The 17,519-nt window shown below is 72.8% G+C and carries 13 protein-coding genes; 7 read left to right on the top strand and 6 right to left on the bottom strand.

All coding sequences use genetic code 11. The annotated features are described in order from the left end of the window. Positions 1-117: 117 nt before the first annotated feature. A complete protein-coding gene (locus IEZ07_RS27900; RefSeq protein WP_191897495.1) occupies positions 118-444 on the top strand; it encodes a DUF4328 domain-containing protein in 327 nt (108 codons plus the stop codon). Positions 445-514: 70 nt separating this feature from the next. On the opposite strand, the gene IEZ07_RS27895 is transcribed toward IEZ07_RS27900, so the two are convergent. After that, on the bottom strand, positions 515-2,929 hold the full coding sequence (locus IEZ07_RS27895; RefSeq protein ID WP_191897472.1) for a putative bifunctional diguanylate cyclase/phosphodiesterase: 2,415 nt from the start codon (positions 2,927-2,929) through the stop codon (positions 515-517). Positions 2,930-3,237: 308 nt separating this feature from the next. Between IEZ07_RS27895 and IEZ07_RS27890 the strand changes: the two genes are divergently transcribed. From IEZ07_RS27890 to IEZ07_RS27875, 4 genes are all read left to right on the top strand, one after another. Beyond that, positions 3,238-4,137 carry an alpha/beta hydrolase family protein gene (locus IEZ07_RS27890; protein WP_204054637.1) on the top strand — a complete coding sequence of 300 codons (900 nt, stop codon included), beginning with the start codon at positions 3,238-3,240 and terminating at the stop codon, positions 4,135-4,137. A gap of 355 nt (positions 4,138-4,492) precedes the next feature. Beyond that, a complete protein-coding gene (locus tag IEZ07_RS27885; RefSeq protein ID WP_239320754.1) occupies positions 4,493-5,203 on the top strand; it encodes a DUF3152 domain-containing protein in 711 nt (236 codons plus the stop codon). A gap of 156 nt (positions 5,204-5,359) precedes the next feature. Beyond that, positions 5,360-6,361: a DUF418 domain-containing protein gene (locus tag IEZ07_RS27880; RefSeq protein ID WP_204054638.1), complete on the top strand. Its 1,002-nt coding sequence runs from the start codon at positions 5,360-5,362 to the stop codon at positions 6,359-6,361. A gap of 105 nt (positions 6,362-6,466) precedes the next feature. Continuing rightward, positions 6,467-8,179, top strand: a complete 1,713-nt coding sequence (locus IEZ07_RS27875; protein ID WP_191897470.1) for an HAD family hydrolase — start codon at positions 6,467-6,469, stop codon at positions 8,177-8,179. 31 nt (positions 8,180-8,210) lie between these two features. Here IEZ07_RS27875 and IEZ07_RS27870 read toward each other — a convergent pair whose 3' ends face one another. The 5 genes from IEZ07_RS27870 to IEZ07_RS27850 all read right to left on the bottom strand — a co-directional run bounded on the left by IEZ07_RS27870 (position 8,211) and on the right by IEZ07_RS27850 (position 13,990). Then, positions 8,211-8,642 (bottom strand): GNAT family N-acetyltransferase, encoded by a 432-nt coding sequence (locus IEZ07_RS27870; RefSeq protein WP_191897469.1) that lies wholly within the window; start codon positions 8,640-8,642, stop codon positions 8,211-8,213. Between the two features lie 13 nt (positions 8,643-8,655). After that, positions 8,656-10,563 (bottom strand): N-6 DNA methylase, encoded by a 1,908-nt coding sequence (locus tag IEZ07_RS27865; RefSeq protein WP_204054639.1) that lies wholly within the window; start codon positions 10,561-10,563, stop codon positions 8,656-8,658. Between the two features lie 204 nt (positions 10,564-10,767). After that, complete coding sequence (locus IEZ07_RS27860; protein WP_191897468.1) at positions 10,768-11,658, bottom strand: carbohydrate ABC transporter permease; 891 nt, start codon at positions 11,656-11,658, stop codon at positions 10,768-10,770. A 64-nt stretch (positions 11,659-11,722) separates the two neighbouring features. After that, positions 11,723-12,628, bottom strand: coding sequence for a carbohydrate ABC transporter permease (locus IEZ07_RS27855; RefSeq protein WP_068897298.1), 906 nt, complete (start codon positions 12,626-12,628; stop codon positions 11,723-11,725). Between the two features lie 99 nt (positions 12,629-12,727). After that, complete coding sequence (locus IEZ07_RS27850) at positions 12,728-13,990, bottom strand: extracellular solute-binding protein (RefSeq protein WP_239320757.1); 1,263 nt, start codon at positions 13,988-13,990, stop codon at positions 12,728-12,730. A gap of 467 nt (positions 13,991-14,457) precedes the next feature. Here IEZ07_RS27850 and IEZ07_RS27845 point away from each other — a divergent pair, with 467 nt between their 5' ends. Further along, positions 14,458-14,877, top strand: a complete 420-nt coding sequence (locus IEZ07_RS27845) for an STAS domain-containing protein (protein ID WP_191897466.1) — start codon at positions 14,458-14,460, stop codon at positions 14,875-14,877. Between the two features lie 154 nt (positions 14,878-15,031). After that, entirely contained in the window at positions 15,032-17,473 is a 2,442-nt protein-coding gene (locus IEZ07_RS27840; RefSeq protein WP_191897465.1) for an N-6 DNA methylase, read from the top strand. Positions 17,474-17,519: the final 46 nt, after the last annotated feature.

Below are 17,519 nucleotides of genomic sequence, written 5' to 3'. Positions count from 1 at the left end.
GTGCCCGCGCCGGACCGGAGTCCGATCACGGGGCGGGGTGCCTTTCCGGCCGTGGGGTTCCTCTCGGGCGGCCGGGACGTGTAATGATAATGGCAATGGTTTTCATTTCGTCAACCCCTGCCCAACCCGCGGAAGCCCGCGGCGACCGGCGGTCGCCGCGGGCTGGGCCACGCCACCCCGCACACCGCCCGGCGTGCGGGGCCGGTCCGGGCGTGGTGGCTGTTCTGGCTGATCGGCATCGTGATGTCCGGCTTCGCCTACCGGACCTTCGCGGACGGCGACGACCTGGAGGCCTACCTCGCGGCGACCAGGATCGAGATCGGTTTCGCCGCCCCGACTCTGATCTGCGCCGCCCTGGCCGCCGCGGTGGTCCTGAAGATCACCGCTTTCCAGACCCGGGGCGCCCGGGGCGGGGAGACGGCCCGGGTCGCGCCGATCCCGTAGGCGGACGCGGCGCCCCCGCCCGCCGCGCGGACCCCGGTCGCACGGACCCCGGCCGCACGGGCCGCCGCGGTCAGGCCGCGTTCTTCCACGGTGTGACCCGCAGCATGTCGTCGATCCGCGCGGGCGGCACGGGCGGGGAGAACAGGTAGCCCTGGGCCAGCGGGGAGCCCATCTGCTGCAGCACGTCGGCCTGGTCGCGCGACTCGACGCCCTCCACGACGGTGCTGAGCCCCAGGCTGGCCGAGAGCTCCAGGATCGCCTTGGTGAAGGCGCGGGTCCGGTGGTGGTCGGCCTCGGTCAGCGGGGTGGTGAACGACCGGTCGATCTTGAGGATGTCCACCGGGAGGGTGCGCAGGTAGGCCAGCGAGGAGTAGCCGGTGCCGAAGTCGTCCAGCGCGATGCGCACCCCGTGGGCGCGCAGCCCCGCCAGGACCTCCACGATACGCCGGGTCTCGGCGGCGGTGGTGGCCAGCAGCATGCTCTCGGTGATCTCCAGGGTCAGCGCGTGCTCGGGCAGCTCGTGCCGGTCGAGCAGTTCCAGCACGGCGTCGCTGAAGGACTCGTCGCGCAGCTGGCGGCCCGAGACGTTGACGGCCACCGTGATGCCGTGGTCCTCGTGCCAGCGGCGGGCGTCGGCGCAGGCCTGCTCCAGGACCCACAGGCCGATGTCGATGATTAGGCCCGTCTCCTCGGCGATGGGGATGAACACGTCCGGGCGGACCGGGGACCCGCCCGCCGGGGTCCAGCGCAGCAGGGCCTCCACCTTGCGGATGTCACCGGTGGCCAGGTCGACGACCGGCTGGTAGACCAGGGCGAGCTCCTCCCGGGCCAGGGCGTGCCGCAGGCCGGTGGCGAGCCGGGTGTGCTCCAGCCGGGCGGCGCGCAGCGCGCTGTCGAACACGGTGACCTGGTTCTTGCCCGCGGACTTGGCCGCGTACAGGGCCAGGTCGGCGTCGCGCAGCGCCTCCGAGGCGCCCTCCATCGGGACCTCGGCCAGCACGCCGATGCTGGTCGTCAGGTACAGCTCGCGCTCGCCCAGGCGGTAGGGGGCCTGCACGGCGGTCAGCACCTGCTGCGCCGTGGAGAGGGCCTCCTCGACGGTGGCGTCCGGCAGCACGACGGCGAACTCGTCGCCGCCGGGCCGGGCCAGGACCTGGTCGCCGATGATCAGGCCGCGCAGGCGGCGGGCCACGATGGTCAGGAGCCTGTCGCCGACCGGGTGGCCGTAGGTGTCGTTGACGTCCTTGAAACCGTCCAGGTCGAGCAGGAGCAGCGCGGGCGGGGGCGTGTCCGGCCGGGCGGCGTGGGCGGTGATCGCGTCCTGCAAGACCTCGCCGAGCAGGGTTCGGTTGGCCAGCCCGGTGAGCGGGTCGTGCGCGGCGCGGTGGGCCAGGCGGCGCTGGAGCACGTCCTGGCGGCGCAGCGCGGCCGACAGCTCGTCCGCCTGGGCGGTGAGCTGCTCGGCCTGGCGGTCCAGCTCGACGGCGCGTGCCTCGGCCAGCCTGGCGACGAGGTTGAGGCGCACCACCAGCAGGACCGCGAGCAGGACGGTCAGCCCGGTGATCACCAGCTCGGCGTGGAACCGGCCGGGGAAGCCCTCGCCGGCCAGGCTGAGCCCCGCCACCGAGACCAGCGGGCTGATCACGGTCAGCGCCAGGAACGTGGTCACCCGCACCCGGTTGCCGACCTCGGGCGTCACGATCTCCGCGGCTCCCCCGAGGCTGGGGTGGAGCGCCGCGCTGCCGATCAGGACCGGCCACGCCATCCAGGCGACCAGGGTCAGCGCGCCGTCCGGGCGGCCCGCGGCCAGGTTGAGCAGGTGGCTGCTGTCCGAGACGAACACCATGCCGTAGGCCAGGCTCATCAGGACCAGCCAGGCCGCCCGCCCCTTGCCGAGCGCCAGCCGCGCCGCCAGTCCCAGCATGAACAGGTCGATGACGGGCGTGGAGACGGTGAACACCAGATCGGTGTCCACCCGGTGGACGCCGTGCAGCAGGGGATGGAGCAGGAAGGTCCACGCGGGCATGGCGGCGCCCACGGTGATGATGCCCGCGTCCAGCAGCGCCGATCTGGGCGATCCGCCGCCGCGCCGGCTCAGCAGCACCAGCGCGGCGAGCCCGAGCAGGTAGGCGAAGAGGGTGAAGAGGTTGTAGAAGTGCAGCAACTGGGGGATCTTCAGCCACGTCCAGCCGACCGCCCAGCCCAGCGCGGTCGCCAGCCAGGCGGAGAGGGCGGCGACGATGACCATCCGCCACGGCCACAGGCGGCTCAGCCCGTGCCGCCGGATCATGACGACCATGACCAGCACCGTCGCCCCCTGCACCCCCGCCTGGGCCAGTACGGCCGGCAGGGCGGGCAGCAGCGGGGAGGCCACGGCCAGCAGGCCGCCGACCAGGAGGTACACCAGCCAGCCTCGCGTGGCCCGGCTTTCGGCACCGCCCCGGTGCGGGGATCGCCGGAGCGTCGAGCGCGGTGGCTGGCGCATGGAGGTGGTCCTTCCGTGAGATCTGGCTCCTCCCTATCGGCACCGCGGTCCGGCAGTTGACCAAAGCGGGCGAACGAATCGGAGACCCGGAAAAAAGGGGGCGATCTCCCCGGTTTCGGACTGGATAGGTGATTTCACCGATGCATCACAGTGCCTGACAGCGCGACAGTACTTCCTGTCAACGTTTCGAGGGGAACAGCGGAACCCCCCACGGCACGGAGCGGCCGCCCCCGGCGGCTCCGTACCGGACGGCTGCCGGCGCGGACGCCGTCACCCGGTTCCCCTCCTACGAGCAGGGAGCAACCGACGTGCAGTCACACCCCCCGACCCCCGTGAACCGCCGGGCCCGGACCCTCACCAAGCTGGCGCTGGCGCTGGCCCTCGTCGGCGGCGCCGGCGCGGTCGCCCCCGCCGCCCACGCCGCCGCCGGTTACGAGCGCGGCCCGGACCCCACCAGCTCCAGCCTCGAGTCCTCCCGCGGCCCGTTCAGGGTCTCCAGCACCACCGTCTCCTCCCTCGCCGCGAGCGGCTTCGGCGGCGGGACGATCTACTACCCGACCGACACCAGCCAGGGCACCTTCGGCGGCGTCATCGTCGCGCCGGGCTACACCGCGAGCAGGTCCACCATGGCCTGGCTCGCCGAGCGGCTCGCCTCGCACGGCTTCGTGGTCTTCAACATCGACACCATCACCCGCTACGACCAGCCCGACAGCCGGGGCCGGCAGATCCTGGCCGCGGCCGACCACCTGGCGGAGGAGAGCAGTCTCACGGTCCGCAGCCGGCTCGACGCCGGCCGCATCGGCGTCACGGGCCACTCCATGGGCGGCGGCGGCACCCTCGCGGCGGCCGAGAGCCGCCCGTCCCTGCAGGCGGCCATCCCGCTCACCCCGTGGCACACGGACAAGTCCTGGGGGAACGTCCGGGTCCCGACGATGATCATCGGTGCCGAGAACGACTCGGTCGCCCCGGTGGGCTCGCACTCCGAGCCGTTCTACAACAGCCTGTCCTCCGCTCCGGAGAAGGCCTACCTGGAGCTCAACGGCGCCAGCCACTTCGCGCCGAACAGCTCCAACAGCACGCTCGCCAAGTACAGCATCGCGTGGATGAAGCGCTTCGTCGACGACGACCTCCGCTACGACCAGTTCCTGTGCCCCGCCCCGGGACGCAGCACGCAGATCGAGGAGTACCGCTCCTCCTGCCCGCACTAGGCACTCCCGAGACCTGCCACCGAGGTCTCCGCCCGCGCCGAGCGGGACGCACGACGACGGCGACCGCCCTCTCCGGGCGGTCGCCGTCCCGTTCTACGGGCCCTTTCCGACACGCCCGTTACCGGTGTTTTCGGTGGTACCCGAGGGGCAATAGGGTTTGTGCCCTATGCCCGGGAACATAGATAATCAGCTGCGCAGGCCTCGTTCGTGGCTGCTCGTTTTCGGCTGCCTGTCCATGCTCCTGGCCGGCGGAAGCGCGGTCGCAGCCCTGCCCCTCCCCGAGCCCGCCCCCTCTCCCGGGGCCCTGTCCGGACCTCCTCCCCCGCCTCCGGGGACGCCGGTGCCCCCAGCCGCGGTGACGCCCCCACCGACGCCCCCACCGACGACACCGCCGGCGGCCTCACGGACGGCCCTGCCGACAGCGACGCCGACAGCGACGCCCCCGGCGGTCGCCACGCCCACTCCCCCGCCCGAGCCCGCCCCCGAGGCGCAGCGGACCCGCCTGCTGGCCAACGGGCGGCTGCAGCCGGAGAAGGTTCGGGTGCCCAGGGCCGCGAGCGGCCGTTACGCGGTCGTGCCCGGCGGGGCCGCGCCTCCGCCGCGGCGCCAGGGAAAGGTCGTCCGGTACGTCGTCGAGGTGGAGCGCGGGCTCCCGTTCGATCCGCAGGAGTTCGCCGACGAGGTGCACCGGATCCTCAACGACCCGCGGGGCTGGGGCTTCCGGTTCAAGCGGGTGTCCCGCGGCCCGGCGAAGCTCCGCGTCTCGCTGTCCAGCCCGGCCCTGACCGACCGCCGCTGCCTGCCGCTGCGCACCCAGGGCACGCTGTCCTGCTGGAACGGCAGGCAGGCGGTGATCAACGCGGTCCGGTGGAACCGGGGCGTGCCGGGTTACCGCGGTGATGTCGCCTCCTACCGCGAGTACGTCGTCAACCACGAGGTCGGCCACGGGCTGGGACACGGCCACGTGCCCTGCCCCGGACCGGGCCGGCGCGCCCCGGTCATGCTCCAGCAGACCAAGTCCCTGTACGGCTGCCGCCCCAACGCCTGGCCCTTCCCCAAGCGATGACCGCGCCCCGGCGGCCGGTCCCCGCAGGGGGGGCACGGGAGGGCACGGACGACCGCGGGAAGCCTCCGCACCGGACCGCCGGTGGTCGGCACAGAGTCAGGCAAGGCACGGCGTGCTTCCCCGTTTCCCGGCGATCGTCGGCTATACGGTGCTCGCGTGACTGCATTCCGTAACGGTCTCCGTCGTATGGCCGGTGAGCGGGGTCCCTCGGCGCCCCGCAGACTCCACGAGCTGGACGCGCTCCGCGGTTTCGCGCTGTGCGGGATCATGGTGGTCAACACCTGGCAGCACACGTGCGACCGGTTGGAGCACCCGGCGCGCAACTCCGTCGACTGGGTCGTCGACAGCCTCTTCCAGGCCAAGTTCTTCCCGATCTTCTCGTTCCTGTTCGGGATGAGCCTCGTGCTGTTCCTCCGCTCCGCCGGGGACCGGTCGGAGCACCCCCGCCTGGTCCTGCTGCGCAGGCTGGCCGTGCTGGCCTGCTTCGGCGCGGCGCACCGGCTGGTGAACCCGGACGAGGTGCTCCTGCCGTACGCGGGGTTCGGCGCGATGGTGCTGCTGCCCGCGTCGTTCCTGCCGGACCTGATGGTGCTGCTGGCCGGGGTCGGCGCCACCGTCTGGGGGGTCGGCCACGGCGGTGGCGGGGCCCTGGTCAGCGGGCTGTTCCTGCTGGGCATGGCCGCGATGGAGTTCCCGCTCTCCGAGCGGCTGCTGGCGCCCGCCTTCGTGGTCAGCACGGTGCTGGCGGGAGGGCTCGTCTACCTGTGGATCGCCTCCTCCACGGGGGGCCTGCTGTTCTTCCGGAGCGCGTACACCGCCAGCGGGGTGGCCTGCTCGGCGGCCTACGGCACCGGGCTGCTGCTGCTCCTGCGCACCCGCCTGCGCGACCTGCTGATGCGGGCCCTCACCCCGCTCGGCCGGATGGCCCTGACCAACTACCTGCTCAGCACGGTGGCCATCCTGGGCGCGCTGCCGCTGCTGGTCGCCGATCCGACCCGGTTGTCGGTGCCGGCCCTGGCGGTGGCGGTGCTGGCCGCCCAGGTCGCCTTCAGCCGGTGGTGGCTGGCGCGGTTCCGGTACGGCCCGGTGGAGTGGCTGTGGCGGTGCCTGACCTGGCTGGAACGGGTCCCGAACCGCAGGTCCCCCGTGCCCGCCTGAGAAGGGGTCCCCGGCGCGGCGGATCCGGCGACGTTCAAGTCTTCCGGCTCAGGAATTCACCCGTTCCAGACGATGCCGCCGTCGGATCCGGGTACCCGATCCGACATGCGCTATCACGCCCTGGCTTGCGACTACGACGAGACCCTGGCCGCCGAGGGCCGCGTCGACGACGGCACCGTGGCCGCGCTCGAGCGCCTCGTACGCTCCGGACGGCAGCTGATCATGGTCACCGGGCGGGAGCTGGAGGACCTCCTGCGGGTCTTCCCCCGGCTGGACCTGTTCGACCGGGTCGTCGCCGAGAACGGGGCCGTGCTCTACCGCCCCGCCGACCAGACGAGCACGCCCCTGGCGGAGGCCCCTCCGGCGAGGCTCGTCGAGCTCCTGCGCGAGCGGGACGTGGAGCCGCTCAGCGTCGGCTCGGTGATCGTGGCCACCCGGGAGCCGCACGGCGACACCGTCCTGCACGCGATCCAGGAGCTCGGCCTGGAGATGCAGATGATCTTCAACAAGGGCGCGGTCATGATCCTGCCCTCGGGTGTCAACAAGGCCAGCGGCCTGGCCGCCGCGCTGGCGGAGCTCGGCCTCTCGGCGCACAGCACGGTGGGGGTGGGCGACGCGGAGAACGACCACGCGTTCCTGGTCGCCTGCGAGTGCGCGGCGGCGGTGTCCAACGCGCTCCCCGCCGTCAAGGAGCGCTGCGACCTGGTGACCGAGGGCGAGCGGGGCGCCGGGGTGGCCGAGCTGGCCGGCCGGATCGTCGAGACCGACCTGTCCGAGGTCGACGTGGACCGGCACCACCTGCTGCTGGGCACCGTCGAGGACGGCGAGCTCCGGTTCTCCCCGTACGGCCTGCGGCTGCTGATCGCCGGCCCCTCGCACAGCGGCAAGTCCACCGTCACCGCCGCGCTGCTGGAACGCATCGCCGAGGCGGGGTACCAGTTCTGCCTGATCGACCCGGAGGGCGACTACATCGAGGGGATCGAGGGCGCGGTCGTGCTCGGCGACGGCCGCCGCGCCCCCACCGAGGACGAGATCGTCCAGGTGCTGAAGGAGCCCGGGGAGAGCGTGGTGGTCAACCTGCTGGGGGTGTCCCTCGACGACCGGCCGGGCTTCTTCGAGGGATTCCTGCCCCGCCTGTCGGCGCTCCGGGCCCGCCACGGGCACCCGCACTGGCTGGTGGTCGACGAGGCCCACCACATGATGCCCGACGGGTTCGGCCTGGAGTCGGTGAGCCTGCTGCGGGAGGCGGGCGCGCTGCTGATGGTCACCGTGCATCCGGCGGCGGTCAGCGGACCGGTGCTGCAGACCCTGAACGCGATCGCCGTGGTGGGCGAGTCCCCCGGCGACGCGCTCGGCACCTTCGCCGCCGCCACCGGTCAGATCCTGCCCCCGGAGGACTTCCCGGACCTGCCGACGGGGCACCTGCTGCTCTGGCAGCCGCCGGCCGAGCCGCTCCGGGTGGAGCTGACCCCGCCCCGGCAGGAGCGCCAGAGGCACCGCCGCAAGTACGCGATCGGGGACCTCGGGGAGGCCAAGAGCTTCTACTTCCGGGGTCCGCACGGGGCGCTGAACCTGCGTGCCGAGAACCTCGCCGTGTTCTGCAGGCTCGCCGACGGCGTCGACGACGACACCTGGAACCACCACCTGCGCCGGGGCGACTACTCGCGGTGGATCGCCGAGCAGGTCAAGGACGAGGAGCTGGCGGCGGAGGTGGCCGAGGTCGAGCGGGAGCCCGGCGACTCCGCGGCCGAGGCCAGGAGGCGCGTGCGGGAGCTCGTCGAGGACCGCTACACCGCCGCCGCCACCGGACCGGGCTGAGCCGCCCGCCCCGCCCGGGCCCCGCCGGCGGTCACAACCGCTTGGCCAGGCAGTGCGTGGTGGGCTCCTCGACGTACTTCCCGTAGGGCGGGATCGGCCGGTAACCGCAGCTCCGGTAGAGCGCGAGGGCCTCCGGCTGCAGGTGCCCGGTCGCCAGGCGGAGCACCGTGTGCCCCTGCGACCGGGCCAGGTCCTCCAGCGCCTCCAGCAGCGAGCGGGCGACGCCGCGCCTGCGGTGTCCGGGGGCGACGTACATCCGCTTGACCTCGCCCGTCGCCTCGTCCACCGGCTGCACCGCGCCGCAGCCGACGGCGCGGTCCCCGCTCACCGCGACGAGGAAGCGCGCCCGGGGGTGCACCCCGGACCGGCCCTCGGGGCCGTACTTGGCGACCAGCTCCGCGAAGGCCGCCGCGACCAGAGCGGACAGGGCCTCGTCCGACAGGGGCCGTTCTTCGATGATCACGGCCACATCGTAGTCAGCCGCTCGGGTCCGGCCGCAGGTCGCCGTCGACCAGGCCGTCCAGGACGAGCCCGCGGAGCAGCTCGCCCGCCTCGCCGGTACGGCGGAGCGCGTCGGCGAAGAGGTCCAGCTCGCGGAAGAGCTGCCCGTAGCGCCGCTGCTCGGCGAGGGGCAGCCGGGGCAGCCGCATCCGCCGCGCGTCCGGGCGGGAGGCGGACGGGGCGGAGCCCGCCGCCCGGGCGGCCGAGGCCCGCAGGAACCCGGCGACGAAGTGGGGATCGAAGGAACCGGGGTCCGGCCGGATGAGGAGCAGGTGGGGGCCGAGCGCCGTCTCCTCCTCGACCACCGCGGCGGCCGGGGCGCGTCCCGTGGCGGGGACGACGACGTCGCCGGGTCCGGCGACGACCAGGCCGGGCCCGTCCGCTCCCCTGCCCGTGGCGGCCCGTCCCAGGATCAGGTCCTCCGCGGTCAGCAGCGCCAGTTCACCCCGGCCGGTCTCCATCCGCCCCGGCGTCTGGACGACGCTCAGCGCGCCCGTCCTCGCCAGCTCGCTCAGGGGGACGGCCACAAGAGGCCTGTGCGGCGTCTCCGTGACCGAGGGGAGCAGCCGGGTCAGCTCGGCGACGGCCGCCAGCAGCTCGTCCACGGTCCTGCCGACGCCGCCGGCGACCGCGGCGGGGCGGGCCAGGTGGCGGGCCGGGGTGAGGTCGACGTCCTCGTCGAGCAGGTCGATGACCGGGACCGCGCGGCTGCCGGCCGTCTCGCGCCGCGGGTCCTCCACGAAGGACCGCCAGGCCGGCACCGCCGAGTCCCGCGACTCGGTGGCGTCGATCATCAGCACGTGCGTCGGGATCGGGTCGCCGTCGTCGGGCCGGCGGAGCAGCCACAGATGGGGCGGCATCGCGGACTGGGGGGCCGACCCCGGCGGCAGGGCCACGATCGCGCGCAGCGCGCCCGTCCGGATGAACCGGGAGCGGATCCGGCGGCCGGACCTGCGGCCGGCCGCGGCGGGCGGCATCAGGACGATGACCTGCCCGCCCGGCCGGGCGTGGGCCAGGCAGTGCTGGACCCAGGCCAGCTCGGACTCCCCCCGCGGGGGCAGGCCGTACTGCCAGCGCGGGTCGCCCGCCAGTTCCTCGTATCCCCAGCCGCGCTCGCTGAACGGCGGGCTGCACAGTACGGCGTCGGCCTGCAGCAGCGGGAAGGCGTCACCGGTCAGGGCGTCGCCCCGCCTGATGTCGGCGGTGATGCCGCGCACCGCCAGCCGGGCGCCCGCCAGCCGGGCGGCGTCGCCGTCGCGTTCCTGCCCCACCGCCCGGACCGCTCCGGGGTCGCCGGCGGCGATCAGCAGTCCTCCGTGCCCGCACGACGGATCGAACACCTCGGCGGCCCGGGGCTCGACGAACGCCGCCATGAGGTCGGCGACCTCCGGGGAGACCGCCTGGACGCGGCGCGCGTGGGCCTGGGCGTAGCGGGTGTAGAGGAACTCCACGGTCTCCTCGGGGCCGCGGACCTCGGCGAGCGCAGCGGCGGCGCGGATCAGCGGGACGTCCTCGTCGCCCACGACCAGGTCGGGCAGCGCGTCGGCGATCTCGGCGTCCCCGGCCTCCAGGAGCGTCCTGAGCCTGCGGTGCGCGACGGCCGCCGCGAGCCGGCTGACGAGGGAGAGCAGCCGCAGGTCGTCGGCCGAGTTGCGCACCTGCTGCCAGAGCAGCTCGTCCTCCGGAAGCTCCTCCAGCTTGCCCTGCGCCCGCAGCCAGGCCTCGACCTCCGCCAGGGAGAACAGCGGGCTCGACGCGGTGCCGCCGACCGGCCCCGGGAAGTCGCCGAAACGGCGGCGCCAGTTGCTCACCGCGGCCCGGCCGACCCCCGCGAGCCTGGCGATGTCCCCCGAGGTCACCGTCGGACCTTCCTGCGTGGCCACTTCCCACCTCCCGCTGGGTCACCCGCCTTCCGGACCGGCGGCACCCTGCGGTGCCACCGGCGCGCCCGGTCGGCGGAGACGGCCGGGCACGCGGCTTCGCGCACTTTCCGGTCCGTCCCACATCCGGAATGTACCGGTCCAGAATCACCCATGTTGCGGCGTGAGATACGGGATTCCGCTATTTCTCACTCGATGGATTCACCACTACTTGATCGAACCCGCGGTCAGGCCGCCGACGACCTTCCGCTCGATGAGCGCGAACAGGATGATCACCGGGATGGTGGCGATCACCGAGCCCGCGAACAGGTTCTGCCAGTCCACCTGGTACTGCCCGATGAAGGAGTTCAGCGCCACCGTCAGCGGCTGGTTGGACGGGGTCGTGGTGAGCGTCAGGGCCACGACGAACTCGTTCCAGGCCGCGATGAAGGTGAAGATCAGCGCGGTCACCACACCCGGCATCGCCAGCGGCAGCGTCACCCGGAACAGGGCTCCGAACCGGCCGTTGCCGTCGATGAAGGCGGCCTCCTCCAGTTCCCGCGGGATGGAGGAGAAGTAGGCGTTGAGGATCCACACCGCGAACGCCAGGTTGAACCCCCCGTTGACGAGGATCAGCGACCAGACCGTGTCCACCAGGCCGAACTGGAAGAACTCCCGGTAGATGCCGACCAGCATGGCGGTGGGCTGGAACATCTGCGTGATCAGCACCAGGACCAGGAACGCCGTCCGGCCCCGGAACTCGTGCCGGGCCGTGTAGTACGCCGCGGGCAGCGCCACCAGCAGCACCAGGACGGTCGACCCCGCCGCCACCTGCAGGGTGACGCCCAGGTTCTGCGCCAGCCCGCCGGTCCAGAAGTTCGTGAAGTTCGACCACGCGAACGTCGTCGGCAGGAAGGTCGCCTCGCGCAGCTCCTCCTGCGGCCGGAGCGCGGTGAGGATCATCACCAGGTAGGGGAAGAGGAAGACGAACGCGACGAGGTAGGCGCTCGCCGCGACGATCACGGTCTTGACCGACGGGAGCCTGCGGGCCCGCGCGGGGGCCGGAGCCGCCGCCGGCCGCCGCGCAGGCGCGGCCGGGGCGCTTTCGGTGAGGGTCATGCGACCTCCTTCGTCGGCCCCATGCCCCAGGGGCGGCGCTCATCGACGACCTCACGTTGTTCGGTCATGAGACCTCCGTCCTCCACTTGCTGACCTTGAGGAAGATGATCGTCAGCACGATCACCATTCCGAAGTTGACGACGGACATGGCCGCCGACTCACCGATGTCGGAGCCCTTGAGGATGTACATGAAGATGGTCGAGGTCGCGGTGGAGTAGCCGGGCTGGCCGTGCGTCATGGCCCAGATGATCGGGAAGCTGTTGAAGACGTTCATCACGTTGATGAGCGTCGCCACGACCAGGGCCGGCCGCAGCAGCGGCAGCGTGATCGACCAGTAGGTGCGGAACCTGGAGGCGCCGTCCATCTTGGCGGCCTCGTAGACGTCGGAGGGGATCGCCGACAGCCCCGCGAGCAGCGCGTAGGTGGTGAACGGCAGGGAGACGAAGACCGCGACGAAGACGAGCCACGGCATCGCGGTCGCCGCGTTGCCCAGCGGGTCGGCGTCGGCGCCGCCGAGCGCGTCCAGCAGGCCGAGGTTCCGCCGGATCATGTTGATCAGGCCGACCTCGGGGTCGAGCATCCACTTGAAGATGATCGCCGTCATCAGGACCGAGGCCGCCCACGGCGCGATCAGCGCCCAGCGGGCGAACCGGCGGCCCGGGAAGCGCTGGTTGAACAGCTGCGCCAGGCCCAGGGAGAGCGCCACGGTGAGGACCACCACGGCGACCACCCACACCAGGCTCCTGGTCATGACCCCGCCGAAGTCGGGCTCGGCGAACAGCTTGGTGTAGTTGTCGAGCCCGTTCGATCCCTGGACCACGCCGAACCGGCTGATCTTCAGGAACGACGACTGGACCATCACCACGACCGGCCAGACGACCACGACGGCGATCAGGACCACCGCCGGGCCGATCCAGGCCAGCGGGGCCAGCGCGCGCACCACCCGGCCCGGGGTGAATGTCTGCTGCATGCGTCCTGCTTTCGAACGTGGCGCCGGGTGCGGCGGGCGCCTTCCTGCGCGCCCGCCGCACCCGGTCACCGGTGATCGGAGTCGGGATCCCGCGAGGGGCTAGTTCGCGGTGGCCGTCTTCTGGATCGCCCCGAGGACCGCCTTGGGGTCACCGTCGATCGCGCTGCCGATGGTCTGCTTGATCTGGGTGTTCACCTCGGACCACTTCGGGTCCTGGAAGGGGTAGAAGGTCGCGTTGGGCAGCGCGTCCAGGAACGGCTTGAGCTTCTCGTCCGACGACAGCCTCTCGATGCCGGACTTGGTCACCGGGAGCAGCTTGTAGGTGTCGCTGATCTTCTGCGCCGCGGTGCCGCCGTAGAAGAAGTCGAAGAACTTCTTGATCTCCTCCTTGCGGCCGTTCTTGTTGAAGGCCATGATCCAGTCCTGGACGCCGAGCGTGGTGTCGAGCGGACCGGTCTTGCCCGCGATGGGGGCGACGCCGAAGTCGGTCAGGCCGCCCTTCTCGAAGATCGGGATCGACATGGGTCCGCCGTTGACCATGCCGACCTTGCCCGCGGCGAAGTCGGCCCAGACGTCCTTGCGGTTCTTGGTGCCGGGGTTGGGGGTGGTCAGGCCCGCCTTCACCAGGCCCTTGAGGTACTCGAAGGCCTCGACGTTGGCCGGGGAGTCGACCGTCCAGGCGCCGGAGGCGTCCTTGTAGCCGCCGCCGTTGCCCATGAACCACAGGAACGACTCGGCCTGGGCCTCCTCGTTGCCCAGCGGCAGGCCGAACGGCTGGGAGACGCCGGAGGCCTTCAGCTTCTCGGCGGCGGCCTTGAGCTCGTCCCAGGTCTTGGGCGCCTCGGCGATGCCGGCCTTGTCGAACAGGGCCTTGTTGTAGAACAGGGCGCGGGCGGAGGAGACGAACGGGATGCCGTAGCCGACGCCCTCGACCTTGCCGAACTCGGCGAACTTCTCCAGCAGGTCGCCGGAGGTCTGCGGCGACAGGACCTCGTCGGTCTTGTAGAGCAGCCCGTCCTTGACGAAGCCCGAGTAGTCGCCGGTCTGCAGGATGTCGGGCACCTGGCCGTTCTGGACCATGGTGGCGACCTGCTTGTCGATGTCGTTCCAGTTGATCACCTGGACGTCGACCTTGATGCCGGGGTTGGCCGCCTGGAACTCGTCGACGACGCCCTTCCAGAACTTCTCACCGCTGTTCTCGGCGGTGGGCCCGTCGCCGTAGTCGGCGGCGACCAGCTTCAGCGTCACCCCGCCGCCGGCCGCCTTGTCCCCGCCCGCGGCGGGAGCCTCGGAGCCGCAGGCGGTCATTACCAGTGCGGCGGCCAGGCCGAGCGTGACCGCGCCAACGAGCCTCTTGTTCACGTGCATTACCACCTTGGTCGTCATACGGCCCGAACTGGTCCGTACCAGTGGGGGATACCGAGGAGCACCTCAGTGCACCGCTTTTCCGGCTCCGGACCACCTCCGGCCGTCAGGCCGGGCCGGTCCGGGGCCTTCGTGATGCGGACCACGTTAGGTGGCAGCCATCTTCCGGTCCATACCGGCCGATATCGGTTTCACAACACCGGCCTTCAGAGCACCGTACTGGTCTATACCAGCAAGGCGGATTCGACGCACCCGCTGGCATGCTCGTTTGTGACGTTTATTGTGCGACACCGATCAACAATGATCAATACCCGACGAGGGAACCGGACCGGCGGGGCTCTCCGGATCCGGCACCGGGGCACGGGGTGACCGCACGTGTCACGACCCCTCCGCCACGCGGCGTTCCGCGCACTGGTAGAAAGAGTGGCTACCTGCCCTGAACCCGCAGGCGTGAGGAGCCGACCATGCTGTTCGAGCCCGATCGAGGCTCGGCGTTCACCCTCTCGTCAGAGACGTACGGGGATGCGATCGTCGTCCGCGCCGCCGGAGAGCTCGACTACCGCTCCGCACCGGTGCTGCGCGAGCACCTGGGCCGGGTCTGGGCCACGCCCGGGATGGCGGCCCTCGTGGTGGACCTGTCCGAGGTCGCCTTCTGCGACTCGGTCGGTCTCAGCGAACTGGTCGACGCGCTGCAGCGCAGCGAGGCCGCGGGCGTGCGGCTGATGCTCAGCGGCGTGCACGGCGTCCTGTCCCGGGTGCTGTCGATCACGGGTCTGCGCAAGGCCTTCGAGATCCACGACGAGCCGGGCGCGGCCCTCCGGCGGGCCGGCGCCGACCGGCCCACCGGCCGGCCCGCCGACGGAGACCCCTGCCCGGCACCCTGACACCGGTTCACCCCTCCCGGCCGCATCCATGTGAACGCAGTACACTCGAACCCCGTCACAGATCGACCGGGTTTCACGTTGTGGGATACGTTGGCGTCCACATATTTGGCGTCCACATATGCGGCGTGCTGGGACGAGACGATGGGGGTCGGCGATGCCAGGCGACGAGGCGACCGTCACCGCGGCCGACATCGCACGGATGGCAGGGGTCGGCCGCGCGGCCGTGAGCAACTGGCGGCGGCGGCACGAGGACTTCCCCGAACCCGTGGGAGGTACGGCGACCAGCCCGGCCTTCTCCCTCCAGGCCGTCGAGGCGTGGCTGCTCGCGCAGGGCAAGGTCCAGGAGCTGCCGCTGCGCGAGCGCGCCTGGCAGCAGATCCGGACCGCCGCCGACGACCTGCGCCTCGGCGAGGTCGTCGCGGAGGTCGCGGAGATCCTGCGCGGCGAGGGAGAGGCGCGTCTCGTCCCGCCCGTCGCGTGGAGGCTCATCGGGCGGTACGCCGCGGAGCAGGGCGCCGACCACACCGTCCGGTTCCTCCTCGACCGTTACGCCGACGTGCACTCCCGGCGCCTGGTCGAGACCCCGGCCGAGGTCGCGGAGTTCATGGCCCGGCTGGCCGGCCCGGGACTGCGCTCGGTCCTCGACCCGGCCTGCGGCCTCGGCGTCCTCCTGGCCGCGGTGTGCGGACCGCCGGAGGGGTCCGGGGCGTCAGGGACGTCCGGGGCGTCGGGAACGTCCGGGGCGTCAGGGACGTCCGGGGCGGGGTGCGCCTACGGCCAGGAGAACGACCCCGCCCTCGCCCGGCTGGCGCAGTCGCGCCTGGCCCTGACCGGGGCGGACGGCGAGGTCAGGGCGGGTGACTCCCTCCGGCGGGACGCCTGGCCCGGCGTGGCCGTCGACGCCGTCGTGTGCCATCCGCCGTTCAACGAGCGCAACTGGGGATACGAGGAGCTGACGGGCGACCCGCGCTGGGAGTACGGCCTGCCCCCCAAGACCGAGTCCGAACTCGCCTGGGTGCAGCACGCGCTCGCCCACCTGGAACCGGGCGGCGTCGCGGTGCTGCTGATGCCCGCGATCGCCGCCTCCCGCCGCTCCGGCCGCCGCATCCGCAGCAACCTGCTGCGGCGCGGGGCGCTGCAGGCCGTGATCGGCCTGCCGCCGAGGATGGCCACCGGCACCGGGCTGCCCGTGCACGTCTGGGTGCTGCGCAGACCCGCGGGCGAGGGCCGTACCCCGTCGCGCGTGCTGCTGGCCGAGGCCGACCCGGGGAACTTCGACGCGGTCGCCGAGTCGTGGCACGCGTTCCGGGCGGACCCGGACGCCGAACTCGACCGGCCCGGCGAGAGCCGTACGGTGCCGATCATCGACCTGATCGACGAGGACGTCGACGTCACCCCCTCCCGCCGTCTGGGAGCGGCGGACCAGGTCTCGGCGGAGGGCTACCCCGCCTTCCGCGAACGCCTCGCCGCGCGGTTCGAACGGCTCGCCGCATCGGTCCCCGAGGCCGTCCCCGGCCCGGGCCGGGAGATGCCGGCCGTCACCTTGTCGGAGCTGGAGCGGATCGGGGCGCTCTCGCTGCACCAGGCCGGGCGCTTCGAGATCGACGGCTCGGGAGACCCCGTCCTGACCGACCGGCAGGTGTTCGACGGCGGCCGGGCCGAAGCGCTCACGCAGCCCGCGGACCGGACCAGGATCGAACCGGGGGACGTGGTGGTCGCCGCCCGGAGCGGCGGCCTGGCGGCCCGGGTGGTCGAGGAGTCCGGGCTGCTCCTCGGCCCGCGGCTCACCCTCCTGCGGCCGGATCCCGACCGGCTCGACCCGTTCTTCCTGGCGGGCTTCCTGCGGACCCTGCCCGCCCCCTCGGCGTCCGGCACGCAGTCGGGTGCGGCCCGCTTCGACCCGCGCCGGGCCCAGGTGCCGCGCCTGGCCCCGGACGAGCAGCGCCGCTACGGTGACCTCTTCCGCCGGGTCTTCGCGTTCGAGGCGGAGCTGCGGCGGCTCGTCCTGGACGGCGGCCTGGCCGCGGCGGCGATCGCCCGCGGCCTCGCCAGGGGGGCCCTCGCCCCGCCCTCGCACGACAGCCGCCCCGCCTCCGGAAGCACCGCGGGCGGGAGCACCACGGGCGGGAGCACCGCGGCGGAACCGGCGCGCGGCGCCGGACGGCCTGCGGGTCCCTCCGTCTCCTGCGTGTTCGTCTGCCACGACGGCCGCGGCCGGATCCTGCTGGCCCGCCGGGGTCCCGGCGCGCGGGACGAGCCCGGCGCCTGGGACTGCGGGGCGGGCGCACTGGAGTACGGCGAGTCCTTCGAGGCCGCCGTCGCCCGTGAGGTCCGCGAGGAGTACTCCGCCGAGGCGCTGGAGGTGGAGCAGATCGGGGTCCGCAACGTCGTCCGGCGGGACCCGCCCTCCCACTGGGTGGCGGTCGTCTTCGCGGTCCGCGTCGACCCCTCGGCCGTCGCGATCGGGGAACCGCACAAGTTCGACGGGCTCGGCTGGTTCGCCCCGGACGCCCTGCCCGGCCCGCTCCACTCGCAGCTGCCCGAGACCCTCGCGCTCTTCCGCGCCCCGCGGGCCCGGTCGTCGCCGGACCTGTGATGTCCACCGCCACGGTGCGTCATGGTGCCGGAGCGCGCCTGCGCGC

It is taken from the genome of Planomonospora parontospora (genome assembly GCA_014647935.1).
GTDB lineage: Bacteria > Actinomycetota > Actinomycetes > Streptosporangiales > Streptosporangiaceae > Planomonospora > Planomonospora parontospora.
The sequence above is the reverse complement of the archived record's forward strand: the minus strand, read 5'-3'. Positions and strand labels throughout refer to the sequence as shown.